This window comes from Allobosea sp. 05T422_2, from assembly GCF_056396265.1.
In genome coordinates, this window is record NZ_JBFTLD010000200.1 from 1 (window position 1) to 12,487 (window position 12,487).

11 protein-coding genes are annotated in these 12,487 nt (G+C 65.7%); 6 read left to right on the forward strand and 5 right to left on the reverse strand.

Annotated features, from left to right (window positions below):
- The coding region (locus AC1DJT_RS26210; RefSeq protein WP_476835181.1) for a PsiF family protein at positions 1–198 on the reverse strand (198 nt) is incomplete at its 3' end.
- A gap of 576 nt (positions 199–774) precedes the next feature.
- On the opposite strand from AC1DJT_RS26210, the gene AC1DJT_RS26215 reads away from it, so the two are divergent.
- From AC1DJT_RS26215 to gltX, 3 genes are all read left to right on the forward strand, one after another.
- Positions 775–1,068: a Dabb family protein gene (locus AC1DJT_RS26215; protein ID WP_476768781.1), complete on the forward strand. Its 294-nt coding sequence runs from the start codon at positions 775–777 to the stop codon at positions 1,066–1,068.
- A gap of 85 nt (positions 1,069–1,153) precedes the next feature.
- Positions 1,154–2,893, forward strand: coding sequence for an NAD+ synthase (locus AC1DJT_RS26220; protein WP_476831990.1), 1,740 nt, complete (start codon positions 1,154–1,156; stop codon positions 2,891–2,893).
- A gap of 41 nt (positions 2,894–2,934) precedes the next feature.
- Positions 2,935–4,275: a glutamate--tRNA ligase gene (gene gltX / locus AC1DJT_RS26225; protein ID WP_476831989.1), complete on the forward strand. Its 1,341-nt coding sequence runs from the start codon at positions 2,935–2,937 to the stop codon at positions 4,273–4,275.
- An 82-nt stretch (positions 4,276–4,357) separates the two neighbouring features.
- Here the strand turns inward: gltX and AC1DJT_RS26230 are convergent, their stop codons facing one another.
- From AC1DJT_RS26230 to AC1DJT_RS26240, 3 genes are all read right to left on the reverse strand, one after another.
- Positions 4,358–5,677 carry an MFS transporter gene (locus AC1DJT_RS26230; protein WP_441493088.1) on the reverse strand — a complete coding sequence of 440 codons (1,320 nt, stop codon included), beginning with the start codon at positions 5,675–5,677 and terminating at the stop codon, positions 4,358–4,360.
- A 245-nt stretch (positions 5,678–5,922) separates the two neighbouring features.
- Complete coding sequence (locus tag AC1DJT_RS26235; RefSeq protein ID WP_441507913.1) at positions 5,923–7,086, reverse strand: DUF2865 domain-containing protein; 1,164 nt, start codon at positions 7,084–7,086, stop codon at positions 5,923–5,925.
- A 181-nt stretch (positions 7,087–7,267) separates the two neighbouring features.
- A complete protein-coding gene (locus AC1DJT_RS26240) occupies positions 7,268–7,768 on the reverse strand; it encodes a MarR family winged helix-turn-helix transcriptional regulator (RefSeq protein ID WP_476835182.1) in 501 nt (166 codons plus the stop codon).
- 105 nt (positions 7,769–7,873) lie between these two features.
- On the opposite strand from AC1DJT_RS26240, the gene hmgA reads away from it, so the two are divergent.
- Entirely contained in the window at positions 7,874–9,232 is a 1,359-nt protein-coding gene (gene hmgA, locus AC1DJT_RS26245; RefSeq protein WP_441507911.1) for a homogentisate 1,2-dioxygenase, read from the forward strand.
- A gap of 80 nt (positions 9,233–9,312) precedes the next feature.
- On the forward strand, positions 9,313–10,245 hold the full coding sequence (locus tag AC1DJT_RS26250) for a CHAD domain-containing protein (RefSeq protein ID WP_441507910.1): 933 nt from the start codon (positions 9,313–9,315) through the stop codon (positions 10,243–10,245).
- A 31-nt stretch (positions 10,246–10,276) separates the two neighbouring features.
- On the opposite strand, the gene AC1DJT_RS26255 is transcribed toward AC1DJT_RS26250, so the two are convergent.
- Positions 10,277–11,362, reverse strand: coding sequence for a TRAP transporter substrate-binding protein (locus AC1DJT_RS26255; RefSeq protein WP_441493083.1), 1,086 nt, complete (start codon positions 11,360–11,362; stop codon positions 10,277–10,279).
- A 62-nt stretch (positions 11,363–11,424) separates the two neighbouring features.
- Between AC1DJT_RS26255 and AC1DJT_RS26260 the strand changes: the two genes are divergently transcribed.
- Complete coding sequence (locus tag AC1DJT_RS26260; RefSeq protein WP_476835183.1) at positions 11,425–12,438, forward strand: fumarylacetoacetate hydrolase family protein; 1,014 nt, start codon at positions 11,425–11,427, stop codon at positions 12,436–12,438.
- Positions 12,439–12,487 lie beyond the last annotated feature (49 nt).

Consider the following 12,487-nt stretch of genomic DNA (forward strand, 5'->3'; position numbering starts at 1 on the left):
GGCTTGTACAGAGCACGCCTTTGACTTGGCGGTCCTGTCGGAGGAGGTCGCCGTAGCCTTCTTGGCAGGCGCCGCGGGTGCCGGGGAGGTCATGGCCGGCTTTGTATCCGGACCCATCTGTACGGGTGTTTGCGCAAACCCGTATCCCGTCATCATCGCGAGCGCGGCAACCGGCAGCAGATAGTGCGAGAGGTTCATGGCAACGTCCGTCATCAACCCGGATGATCGGTTCCAGGCAGTCGCCGGGTCGGCTGTCGGATGGCGAATGATCGCGCTGCCCGACTTGAATGGCTACTGAACAGCTGGCTGGCCACGTCTTCGACCTGTGGCATTTTCAGTCTCGCTCCGGCGGGGCGTTTCTTTKAGGTGAGACAGTGAACCCGAGCAGGCCCATTCACGGTAGCCGCTGCGGGTGCCGTACGGGACGCTCTTGGCGCCGATCTCGGCACAGGTCACCAGATATTCCGCGCCGCGATGCGGAGCCAGGATTTTGAGCACGGCAATCCGTTTGGCGGTCAGTTGAGGCGCGCGCCTGCTCATGGCGCCACCTCGCGGAGGGGTGAACAGGGCGAGAGGGAGTTTTCAGCGTGCCGCGCGATTCCGCTTTCGTACGCGGCTGTTCCGGCGACCGAGGGAAGCGGAGGCAAGCAAGATTAAGCGCTTGGCTGGATCGATGCCGATGCGGCGTTAACGCAGGTTGCGTTTTGCGCACCGTCGGGAAGACATCGGCCCGAAAGGGCGGCGCGATTCCCGGCTGCCTGCGAGGGAGGGCGCATGATCCGCCACATCGTATTCTTCACGGCGCAGCGGCGCGAGGATGTCGAGATGATCCGCCTGTCTCTGTCCCGGCTCGGCGATATCCCACATTCGCTCGCCTTCGCGGTCGTGGCCAATGCCAAGGTCGATCCGCTGGGCAATGACATCGATGTCGTCGTCTACGGCGAATTTGCCGATGAGGCGGCGCTGGCGGCCTACAAGGCCCATCCGATCTATGACGAAACGACGCGCCGCGTGCGTCCGCTGCGCGAGCTGCGCTATTCCGCCGATTTCCGTTCGACCTTGCGTTGATCGAAGGGCTGATCACGCGCAAATGCAGGTCGGGGCAGGGCGCGCGCCCGTTGCTGGCCCCGCCGCCGCGCGGTAAAGCCGAAGCATGACAGCGACCTCGTTCCGCCTGGCTCTGGCCCAGCTCAATCCGATCGTCGGCGATGTCGCCGGCAATGCCGACATGGTGCGCGTTGCGCGGCGCGACGCAGCGGCCGCCGGCGCCGATCTGGTGATGTTCCCGGAGCTCTTCCTGTCGGCCTATCCGCCGGAAGATCTGGTGCTGAAGCCCGCCTTCCAGGATGCCTGCCGCAGGGCCTGCGAGGATCTGGCGCGCGAGACTGCCGATGGCGGTCCAGCCGTGCTGGTCGGGTTGCCCTGGCTCGAGGACGGCAAGCTCTACAACGCCTACGCGCTGCTCGACGCCGGGATGATCCAGTCGGTGCGCTTCAAGGTCGACCTGCCGAATTACGGTGTATTCGACGAGAAACGCGTCTTTGAACCCGGCCCGCTGCCCGGTCCTGTCGTCTTCCGCAACCATATCCGCCTTGGCCTGCCGGTCTGCGAGGATATCTGGGGCGAGGAGGTCGTCGAGTGCATCGCCGAGACCGGCGGCGAGATCCTGCTTGTTCCCAATGGCTCGCCCTATCGGCGCGGCGTCACCGAGGAACGCCTGAATGTCGCGGTTGCTCGCGTCGTCGAGGCCGGGCTGCCGATGGTCTATCTGAACCAGCTCGGCGGCCAGGACGAACTCGTCTTCGAGGGCGCCTCCTTCGTGTTGAATGCCGACAAGACCTTTGCTCACCAGCTCCCGGCGTTTCGCGAAGTGCTGCGCCTGACCGATTGGGTGCGCGAGAACGGGTCCTGGCGCTGCCTGCCGGGCGAGATCACGCCCATCGAGAGCAGCGACGAGGCTGATTACGCGGCTTGCGTGCTGGGCCTGCGCGACTATGTCGAGAAGAACCGCTTTCCCGGCGTGGTGCTTGGCCTCTCCGGCGGCATCGATTCCGCGATCTGCGCGGCGATGGCGGTCGATGCGCTCGGCGCCGACAAGGTCCGCTGCGTGATGATGCCCTATCGCTTCACCTCGCAGGAGAGCCTGGACGATGCGAAGCGCTGCGCCGATGCGCTCGGCGTCCGCTACGAGATCGTGCCGATTGCCGAGCCGGTCGAGGGCTTCGAAGCGGCGCTCGCCGGCCTTTTCGGCGGAACCAATCGCGGCGTCACCGAGGAGAACCTGCAGAGCCGCGTGCGCGGCACGCTGCTGATGTCGATCTCGAACAAGTTCGGGCCGATGGTGGTGACCACCGGCAACAAATCCGAGATGTCATGCGGCTATGCCACGCTCTATGGCGACATGAATGGCGGCTACAACCCGATCAAGGATCTCTACAAGACCGAGGTCTTTCGCATGTCGGCGCTGCGCAACCGCTGGAAGCCCGCCGGTGCGCTCGGGCCGGACGGCGAGGTCATTCCGCACAATATCATCGTCAAGCCGCCGACGGCCGAGCTGCGCGAGAACCAGAAGGACCAGGATTCGCTGCCGCCCTATGACGTGCTGGACGATATCCTCGCCTGCCTGATCGAGCATGAGATGCGTCTCGCCGACATCGTCGCCCGTGGCCACGATCTCGAGACGGTCAAGAAGGTCGAACGCCTGCTCTATCTCGCCGAGTACAAGCGCCGACAGGCCGCGCCCGGCGTGAAGGTGACGCGCAAGAATTTCGGCCGCGACCGGCGCTACCCGATCGTCAATCGCTTCCGCGATCCCGGCGAACCCGCGCATCGGCCGGACGCTGCGCTGGTCAAGGGCGTCGGCAAGGCCGGGGGCGAGAGCTTCGATTTCTGAGCCGATTGTCGGCCTCGCGCAAAGGCGTCATAAGCCTCGTCATGACAACGCCACTCGTTCGCTTCGCGCCGTCGCCGACCGGCTATCTCCATATCGGCAATGCCCGTCCGGCGCTGTTCAACTGGCTCTATGCCCGCCGCAATGGCGGGCGTTTCCTGCTGCGCTACGACGATACCGATCTTGCGCGCTCGAAGCCCGAATTCGCRGATGCGATTGCCGGGGATCTCGGCTGGCTCGGCATCGAGCCCGATCTCGTCATTCGCCAGTCGGAGCGGCTCCCGATCTATGATGCGGCGGCCGACCGGCTGCGCACCGCCGGGCGACTCTACCCCTGCTTCGAGACCGCCGATGAACTGGATCGCCGCCGCAAGCGCCAGCTCGCTCGCGGCTTGCCGCCGATCTACGATCGCGCTGCGCTGAAGCTCACGGCCGAGCAGCGGGCGGCGCTTGAGGCGGAAGGACGCAAGCCGCATTGGCGCTTCCTGCTCGAGGCCCGCGAGGTCGCCTGGGACGATCTCGTGCGCGGCGCATCGCATGTCGACTGCGCCTCGCTCTCCGACCCGGTGCTGGTGCGTGAGGATGGCAGTTATCTCTACACGCTGCCTTCGGTCGTCGACGATATTGAGACCGGCGTCACCCATGTCATTCGCGGCGAGGACCATGTCACCAACACGGCGGTCCAGATCCAGATCTTCGAGGCGCTGGGCGCCGCCCTTCCGGCATTCGGCCACCACAACCTGCTGACCACGGCGAGCGGGGAGGGGCTGTCGAAGCGGCTCGGCCATCTTTCGCTGCGCGGCCTGCGCGAGTCCGGGGTGGAGGCGCTCGCCGTCGCGGCATTGGCCGTCCTGGTCGGCTCCTCCGACGCGGTCAGGCCGGTCGCGAGCCTGGACGAGCTCGCGGATCTCGTCGACCTCGCCCATGTCTCGCGCGCACCGGCCAAGTTCGATGAGCATGAGCTTGAAGCCCTGAGTGCGCGCACGCTGCATCAGCTGCCGTTCGACGCGGTGTCGCACCGGTTGCAGGAGCTTGGGATCGCGGCCGGCGAGCCCTTCTGGCTGGCGGTGCGCGGCAATCTCGCAAAGCTTGCCGAGGTGCAGGCCTGGTGGCAGGTCGTTCGTGGCCCGATCACGCCCGTGATCACCGATGCCGGCTTTGCGGCGAGCGCAGCCGCACTGCTCCCGGCCGAGCCCTTCGATGCGACAACCTGGAAGAGCTGGACACAGGCCGTCGGCGCGGCGACCGGCACCAAGGGCAAGGCGCTGTTCATGCCGCTTCGCCAGGCTCTGACCGGCCTCGAGCATGGGCCGGAATTGGCTGCCCTGCTGCCGCTCATCGGCCGTGACAAAGCGCTGAAGCGGCTCGGGGGCGAGGCGGCCTGAAGGCTTCGCATCGTCCCGGATCAGCGCGGCTTGCGCTACGTGTCCGGGACGACATCGGTCCAGCGGGCAATGGCGCCGTGGATCACTCGTGCCGGTGCATCGCCGATTCATGCTTGGTGTCGCGCATGGTCGCGTAGACCAGCAGCGACAGGAAGATCACGCCCGCCAGGTAGTAGAAGAACCACTGCTCGTGGCCCTGCTGCTTGAAGAACAGCGCGATCGCAGGCGCCGTGCCGCCAAAGATCGAGACCGTCACGGCGTAGGGCACGGCGATGCCTGTGGCGCGGATCGCGGTCGGGAACAGTTCGGCCTTCACCACGGCATTGATCGAGGTATAGCCGGCGACGAAGATCCAGGCTCCGGAGATCAGCAGGAACGCCATCCAGGGCGACTTGGTCTGGGACAGCATCGTCAGGATCGGCACCGTCAGCAGCGAGCCGGCAACGCCGAAGAAGATCAGCAGCGGCTTGCGGCCGATCCTGTCCGAGATGGCGCCATAGATCGGCTGCAGGATCGAGGCGAAGATCAGCGAACCGGCGATGACATAGGTCGTCGTGATGTCGGACAGGCCGACGGTCTGCTTCACGAAGGTCTGCATATAGGTGGTGAAGGTGTAGAAGGCCGCGGTGCCGCCGGCCGTCAGGCCGACCACGATCGCAACCTCGCGCGGGTATTTCAGCAGCCCGCGCAGCGAGCTTTCGCGCTTCTTCGTCTTGCTGGCTTCGACGAAGGATTCCGTTTCGTGCATGTGGCGGCGCATGAACATCGCGGTGATCGCGAGCAGGGCTCCGATCACGAAAGGAATGCGCCAGCCCCAGGCGACGAGCTGTTCATGGGTCAGGAACACGTTCTGGAGCAGCAGCAGCACCACGATGGCGGTCAACTGGCCGCCGATCAGCGTGACGTACTGAAAGCTCGAATAGAACCCGCGATGGTTCGGGTCGGCGATCTCGGTGAGATAGGTCGCGCTTGCCCCGTACTCGCCGCCGAGGCTCAGGCCTTCGATGATCCGCGCGAGAGCGAGCAGCGCGGGCGCTGCAAATCCGATTGTCGCATAGGTCGGCGTCAGCGCGATGATCAGCGACCCGAAACACATCATCAGCACCGAGATCGTCAGCGAAAGCCGGCGRCCATAGCGGTCGGCGATGTGACCGAACAGCCATCCGCCGATCGGGCGGACGATGAAGCCGGCGGCAAACAGCGTCGCGGCGTTGAGCTGCTGGACGACCGGATCGTGCGACGGGAAAAAATGCGGCGCGAAATAGAGTGCGAAGGCCGTGTAGGCGTAGAAATCATACCATTCGACGAGATTGCCGACCGAGCCCATGAAGATCGCCTTCAGGCGACGACGGGTATCGGCCAGATCCATTCCGGTATGCGTGTTGGCGGTTGTCTCTGACATGGGACGCCTCTGCTGGGCTCTGCCAAGGAGGCCGTCAGAGTAGGATTGCGCGCTGGAAGAGCAATCCTGACGAAATCTGGCGCGTATCCAGGCCGGCCGGGGTGGTCTTGCCTGTATATGCGCCTGTCGGCGTCATGCGTCCAGCGCTTGATCTGCGGGGTATTTAAGCGCCGCTCTCCGCTCTGGCGCATGACGCAGCCCTCGCCGCCGACGCACGAGGCGCCGTTGCGGCGGCGCTGCCGGCGTCAGGGCCGCGCGACTGCGGGGCCCAGATTGGGTGCGAGGTTGGGCGCAACGATCCTGACCGTGCGCCGCTCGCCGGTGACGCTGCGGCTTTCCTTCTTCACGCCGTCGCCTTGCTGCACGACCTTCTCGGGCTCGACGCTCTGCGGACCCATGCCGGCCGACTCCGTGCCCGAAGTCGGCGAATTCTCGGACGGCATCGGCTTGTCGTCGGCATCAGACAGGATCGGCTGTTGTTGAGCCGGCGCGGGTGTCGCGGTCCTGCGCTTGGGATCGGGCTTGGGCCGCGACAGCTCGGCTGCGCGCTGTTCGGTGACGATGACGTCGCCCTTGCGCTTGTCGAGAAGCTCCTCGGCATTGCGCAGCGCCTGGGACCAGCTTTGGCCCGGCGCCCGGCAGGTGCAGGCGGAATCGAAGCTTCGAATGTATTTTCCGGCGTTCGCCAGCGACGAATAGGGCGTCCCGCTAGCACGGGCGACAGCATTCTGAATGTCGCCGCCGGTGCTCATGCCGAAGGCCAGCGTCTCCGTCCCCGGGCAGAGCGCCTGGCACATTTCATCCTGGCCGTCGCGGCCGCCGGGGCTGTTGGCGAGCGGGAAGAAATAGCCGTCGCAGGTCCKGACGCAGACCGTATTGGGGCCGCCCTGGCGGGGCTTCTCCGAATCGAGCGGCTGCATGTCCGGATCGAGTTCGGGCATGGTCGAATCGATCTCACCGCGGCGAGGCTCGATGCCGAAGATCGTCTCGAAGAAGCCGCGCTGCTGCCCGCCCCCCCGGCAATTGGTCTCGATCGCTGCGGCGAGCTGCATGCGGCGCTGCTCGGCAGCTCCGCCCTGTGCCTGGCGCTGGAGTGCCGTGTACTGGGACTGCAATTGGTTGATCTGTGCCTGCAGGCCGCCGCATTGCGGGGGCGCCTGCGCACCGAAGAAGAGGAATCCGCCACGTTCGCAGCCCATCGCGCGGAACTGGCTGACGCTTTGCGAGAGCTGGGCGCCGACGCGCTGCGCCTGCTGCGCGGCACGCGGATCGCCCCCGCGCTGGCCCTGCAGGCTCGCGAGTTCGCTGCGCCAGGCATTGCACGCGGGCGACTGCGCCAGCGCCGCTCCACCCATCGCCGAGAAGGCCAGCAGCATCGCGCCGAGGCGCCGGGTTAGTCGTAGTCTCATCGCCGGTCGGGCCATATTACCTGCTTGTTCGATCCGCCCCGGAAACCGGGCAATCGCTTTGCGGGAGTTTCACCTGCCAAACGCGACGGAACTAAGGACGGGTCCTGCGATGGCGCGGCGCGGATTCGGGCGGACGGCCATGGCGAGGCCCGGCATGCCATATTTGGCGGCAAGCGGCAATTCAGCCTTCGCTTTCGTGATAGCCGCCGGCGAGATGGCGGCCCCGTTCGGTGAGAATCGAAAGCACGCGTTCGAACACGCGCAGCTCCTCTGCCGGAAGTCCCTCGGTCCAGCGCGCCTGGAAGGCGAGCGCCAGGGGCACGATCTCGGCATAGGTTCGGGAGCCGCGGGGGGTAAGGCTGATGAAGGCCTCGCGCCGGTCCTCGCGATTCTCGCTGCGCGACGTCAGGCCGCGCTTCTCGAGCTCGCTGACGGCGCGCGAAACCTTGGTCTTGTGCATCTGGGACAGCTCGCCGATGTCGCGCGAAGTCAGCTTTCCGAATTCGCCGAGCTGCGCGATCACACGCCATTCGGGAATGCCTATGCCGAAGCGCTCGCTATAGATTCGTCCGAGCGCGCGGCTGGCGAAATGGCCGACGACGTTCAKCCGATAGGGCAGGAACTGCTCCAGCCGCAAGGTCGTTTCRTCGCCGGGTGGGGGAGGCTCGGGCTGCGTTGACATTAGTTTCATCTGTAACTAGCTGAGGTCGGGGCGGGACGCCCGCTCCGATCTTTCCGGAACCTGCGTTCTTGTCAAAGCGGTCCGGCAGCGGAAGGGGAAATGCTCATGAATGTCCAGGCACAGATTCATACAGCCCCGCTGCGCCAGGCCGCGACCGGCACGCGCTACATGTCGGGATTCGGCAATAGTTTCGAGACCGAGGCGCTGCCCGGCGCCTTGCCGGTCGGCCGCAATTCGCCGCAGAGGCCCGCCTATGGCCTCTATGCCGAGCAGCTATCCGGCTCGCCCTTCACCGCGCCGCGCTCCTCGAACGAGCGGTCCTGGCTCTACCGCATCCGGCCCAGCGTCAAGCATGGCGGGCGCTGGAAGAAGGTCGACAAGGGGCTGATCCGCAGTGCGCCCTGCCGCGACGAGGCCGAGCTGCCGATCGGACAGCTGCGCTGGAGCCCGATTCCGATGCCATCGGAGTCGCTGACCTTCCTCACCGGGCTGCGCACGCTGACGACCGCTGGCGATGCCGAGACCCAGGCCGGCATGGCCGCCCATATGGTTTTCGTCACGGCCTCGATGGAACGCGAATACGTCTTCTGCGCCGATGGCGAATTGCTCATCGTGGCGCAGGAGGGGGCGTTGCGCTTCTGCACCGAATTCGGCGTGATCGAGATCGAGCCCGGCGAGATCTGCATCATTCCGCGCGGCGTCGTCTTCCGCTGCGAGCTGATGGGCGGACCGGCCCGCGCCTATGTCTGCGAAAACTATGGCGGCTCCTTCACCTTGCCGGATCGCGGCCCGATCGGCGCGAATTGCCTGGCCAATCCGCGCGATTTCCTGACTCCCATCGCGGCCTATGAAGACGATGAGACGCCGTCGACGCTCTATGCGAAATGGGGCGGGGAACTCTTCTCCACGCCGATCGGCCAGTCGCCGCTCGATGTCGTGGCCTGGCACGGCAATTACGCGCCCTACAAATACGACCTGCGCCATTATTCGCCGGTCGGGGCGATCTCCTTCGACCATCCCGACCCGTCGATCTTCACGGTCCTGACCGCGCCCTCGGAGACACCCGGCACTGCGAATATCGACTTCGTGATCTTCCCCGAGCGCTGGCTGGTCGCGGAGAACACGTTCCGCCCGCCCTGGTATCATCGCAATATCATGTCCGAGTTCATGGGGCTGATCTACGGCGTCTATGACGCCAAGCCGGAGGGCTTCACGCCTGGCGGCTTCAGCCTCCACAACATGATGCTGCCGCATGGCCCGGACGCGCAGGCGTTCGAACATGCAAGCACGGTCGAGCTCAAGCCCGTGAAGCTGACCGGGACCATGGCCTTCATGTTCGAGACCCGCTTCCCCCAGCGCGTCACCGGCTACGCCGCGAGCCTGCCCGCCCGGCAGCCGGACTACAGCGCCTGCTGGGAGGGCCTGAAGAAGCGTTTCGATCCGACGAGGCGCGAGGCCTGGTAGCGTTCCGATCCTTGCAAGGCACTTGCGGAGCCCGAATGCTTGTCGCTCAATGCGCTCCCGAACTTCGCAAGGAGCGCGCCTTGGCGATACCCGCGAAAGCACCGGTTCGGCTGAGCGGCGGCAGGAGCCCGCGCGCCCGGACGTCGCGCAATGCGGTGCCCAGCGGTCCGGCATTGATGCGGCTCTGGGCCCAGCACTGGCTCGCAGTTTGTCGCGAGATGCCGTTGCAGGGGCGGCGGTTACTCGACCGCCTGGAGAGCGACCCCGCCAAGGGTGTTCATGATTTCCGCCGACTGATGAAGGCGTGGCGTTCCCTGCTGAAGCTCTCGCCGGCTGCACTGGAGGAGGAGACGGCGCTGCTCCGGGCCGGCATCAAGCGCCTGCGCCAGACCTTCACCGCGACCCGCGAAGCTGCGGTCGTCGCGCGGACCTTGCAGGAGCTGCTGCCCAGCGAACGCGGCAAGCTGGTCGAGCCTCCGCCTGACCCGATGCCGCTGCCGGAAACCGTTGCGGCGATGCAAACGGAGCTCGACCGTCTCGCTGCCAGGATGGAGGAGTGGTCGGTGGCTGGCGAGCGCGGGGGCTTCCTGCTCGCCGGGTTCCGGCGCAGCTACCGCAAGGCCAGACGCGCGGCGCGCCGTGATCCGCGCCGGATGAGCCTGAAGCGCCTGCACGCCTGGCGCACCCGCATCATCGATCTCGGCTATCAGCTCAGCTTCTTCCAGCCTGCCGATCCCGGTCACTACAAGGAGCAGATCGAGGCGGTCGAGCGTTTGCGCACACATCTCGGTGCGGTCGTCGATCTTGATTTGACAGAGCGGCAACTGGCGGAAACCGCCACGACCAGATCCCTGAGGAACGTCAGGAAGAAACTCCGCCGGCGCGCCGGCAAGCAGCGTGGCAAGGCGGCGGGGATGGTCGAGCCCGTGCTCGACACGCGCCCGAAAGCCGTCTGCGCCCACCTGGCCGAGGCGATGGTGGCGCATGCGCCGCGCCGGATCAAACTTGTCTGACCCGGCGCCATCTATTGGTCCCGGTGGCGCCTCAGCGCGACCGCAGACGGTTCATGAACGAGTCGTACGACAGCTCTGCCACCTGCCACCAGAGCAGGTTCTCGCCGCGGAAAGCGACCATCGAGTCGTAGCCCTTCTTGAACAACTCACTCTTGGCGGAGGTCTCGGCGTAGTACTCGTCCGCCGCCTTGAGAGCCGCTTCCATGATCGGCATCGGGAAGGCCTTGAGCTGTGCGCCCTGCTGGACCAGCCGGCGCAGGCCACCCGGGTTCACCGCATCGTACTTGGCCAGCATCCAGTTATTGGCAGCCTCGCAGGCGTGATGGACGATCGCCTGGTAGTGCTTCGGCAGCTTGTTCCAGGCCTCCTGGCCAACGACGAGATGCAGCATGGCGCCGCCCTCCCACCAGCCGGGATAGTAGTAGTATTTGGCGACGCGCACGAAGCCGAGCTTCTCGTCATCATAGGGGCCGACGAATTCTGCGGCGTCGATCGTGCCGCGCTCCAGCGCCGGGTAGACGTCGCCGCCTGCGATCTGCGTGGGCACCACGCCGAGCTTGGCCAGCACGGCCCCGCCCATGCCGCCGATACGGAACTTCAGGCCCTTGAGATCATCGAGCGAGGTCAGTTCCTTGCGGAAGAAGCCGCCCATCTGGCAGCCGGAATTGCCGCAGGGGATCGAATAGGCATTGAATTTGGCCAGCGCCGAATTGATGATCTCCTCGCCGCCGCCGAAGAACCACCAGGAATGCTGCTGACGCGCGTTGAGTCCGAACGGGATGCCGGTGCCGAGCCCGAGTGCCGGCTCCTTGCCGATATAGAAATAGGTCGGCGTATGCGCGCATTCGACCGTGCCGGAGGTGACCGCGTCGAGGGCCTGCAGGCCCGGCACTATCTCGCCGGCGGAGAAGGTCTGGACCTGGAATTTGCCGTCGGTCGCGTCCGACATGTATTTCGCGAACTGCTGGGCCGTGCCGTAGATCGTGTCGAGCGCCTTCGGGAAGCTCGAGGTCAGGCGCCACTTCACCTCAGGTTGCGACTGCGCGATCGCCGGCATCGCGACCGGCGTCGCAGCCGCTGCCAGCGCACCGGTTTTCAAAAAGTCGCGGCGTTTCATAAGCTGAACTCCCAGAGGTTTGTTGCGCGCAATCTCGCGTGTTCGTCACGGATTGGAAAGAGATGAAACTCGCTTCCCTCATGCACGGTCGTGATGGCCGCCTTGTCGTGGTTTCCAAAGACCTGACGCGCGCCACGGACGCTTTTCCCGTGGTCGCGACCATGCAGGCCGCGCTCGACGACTGGGGGCGCCATGCGCCGCGCCTGGCCGATCTAGCAGAAGGATTGGAGCATGGCTCCGTCCCATCCTTCCGTTTCCACGAGCATGATTGCGCAGCCCCCTTGCCACGCGCCTATCAATGGCTCGACGGCTCGGCCTATGTGAACCATGTCGCGCTCGTCAGGAAGGCGAGGGGCGCGGAGATGCCCGAGAGTTTCTGGAGCGACCCTCTGATGTATCAGGGCGGATCCGACGCCCTGCTGGGGCCGCGCCAGCCGATCCGGATCCGCTACGAGGAGGACGGCATCGATTTCGAGGCCGAGATCGCCGTCATCACCGGCGACGTGCCGATGGGGGTCTCTGCGGAAGCGGCGCATGGCCATGTCCGCCTCGTGATGCTCGTCAATGACGTCAGCCTGCGCAACCTGATTCCGGACGAACTGGCGAAGGGCTTTGGCTTTCTCCAGTCGAAGCCGCCGACGGCCTTCTCGCCGRTGGCCGCGACACCGGATGAACTGGGCGAGGCATGGCAGGGCGGAAAGCTGCATCTGCCGTTGCTGTCGCTGCTCAACGGCCAGCCCTTCGGACAGCCGAATGCCGGCATCGACATGACCTTCGATTTCGGCACGCTGATCGCTCATGCCGCGCGAACGCGCCCGCTTTCGGCCGGAACGATCATCGGCTCCGGCACGGTCTCGAACCGCGACGACGAAGGTGGCCCGGGGCGCCCGATCGCGCTGGGAGGCGTCGGCTACGCCTGTATCGCCGAGCAGCGCATGGTCGAGATCATCAAGTCGGGCACCGCGGCAACGCCTTTCCTGCGCTTCGGCGATACGGTTCGTATCGAGATGAAGGACGGGGATGGTTCTTCCATTTTCGGTGCGATCGAACAGGACGTGCTGCCCCATGTCGACTGACAAGCCCGCCTTCGCCTCCAGTGCCGATCTCGGTGAGAAGACCGTTTCC